Consider the following 1,415-nt stretch of genomic DNA (forward strand, 5'->3'; position numbering starts at 1 on the left):
GAGCTTTCGGTTCAAGCACTTGAAGAGCTTGCTGAAATTATCGAAGCTGGAACCGATATTTCAGAGGAATAGCGCTTAGGTTATTTCCAATACTCCCTGCTATTGGTCTAAGTGCTCACGAAAAAGCCGAGACTGTCGTCCTACAGCCTCGGCTTATTTTATGCCCGTTACCTGCATCTCTCTGTTAATCAGATACAAAAACGCCCGCTTTAATTGCGGGCGTTTTTTATGCTTCCAAGCTTATGATTCAAACTCTTCAATCATTTCTTGAACTTCACTCTTCGGTTTATCTGTTTGACCAAAGCCACGTAGACCAACAACGTGTACGTGTTCGTGATCTTTAAACACCTTACGTACCAGCTTGTAGGTTGTACCTTTCTCTGGGCTAATGTTCTCTGGCGCAGCAATCAACAGCTGCATATCCAGACGGTCACACAGTTCGAATAGCGTTGAAATCGACTTCGCATCCAGACGTGCCGCCTCATCGAGGAACAACAAACGACATGGGATGATGTCTTTGCTGCGTAGACGACGGGATTCTTCTTCCCAGCTCTGAACAACCATCAATAGGATTGACTGACCAGTACCGATTGCCTCACCCGTTGATAGCGCCCCAGATTCCGCTTGCAGCCAACCATCAGAGCCACGGTTAACTTCCACACTTAGCTCTAGATAGTTACGATAATCCAGTAGCTCTTCACCCAGAACCTGAGGAGAGCGTTGACCCATATCGATGTGAGGGTTCACGCGTTGGAACAGTTTTGCCATCGCTTCTGAGAAAGTGAAACGTGGAGATTCAAACAAATCTTTATGCTGTTCTTGCTGCGAAGACAGACCATGCAATAGCACTTCATGGCTTTCACGGATCTTCACGTTTAGACGCACACCTTTCACCTGACCGAACGAGATGTTCGACAAGCCTTGGTTTAGCATGCGAATACGGTTTTGCTCACGCTGAATCGTCTTCTTGATGATGCTTGCCACAGACTCAGAGCTGATTGCCAGACGGTTTTCGCGTTGAGTTAGCTCTTCAGTCAGACGCGCTAGCTCTACTTCCATTTCTTCGATGGCTTCTACTGGGTCATCTGTGCGGATGATGTCCTGACGAATACGCTCACGAAGGTGCTGGTAAACCGCAATGTAAAACAGAACTTTACGCTCTGGACGTGCATTATCTTCAGACAAACGTAACGCATCACGTAGGTCATCATTGTTTGCAACAGCAAGACGCAGCGCACCCAACGATTTATCCGACATTGAACGCAGTTCATCGGCAGACATGTACGCCAACTCGCGCTTGTGAAGACGACGTTCAACGTCGTTTTCACGTGCCAAGCGAAGTACTGAACACCAGCCAGCTTTCGCAGCAACCACGAAGGTACGCAGCTCTGCGTATTCCTTCTGAACTTTCTTCA

Annotated in this window: 1 protein-coding gene; it reads right to left on the bottom strand. The window is 47.6% G+C overall.

What is annotated here, in order from left to right; translation table 11 throughout:
• Positions 1-240 precede the first annotated feature (240 nt).
• The coding region (gene mukB / locus R8N28_RS24865; protein WP_318183622.1) for a chromosome partition protein MukB at positions 241-1,415 on the bottom strand (1,175 nt) is incomplete at its 5' end.

The sequence above is a fragment of the Vibrio sp. Vb1554 genome (assembly GCF_033344235.1).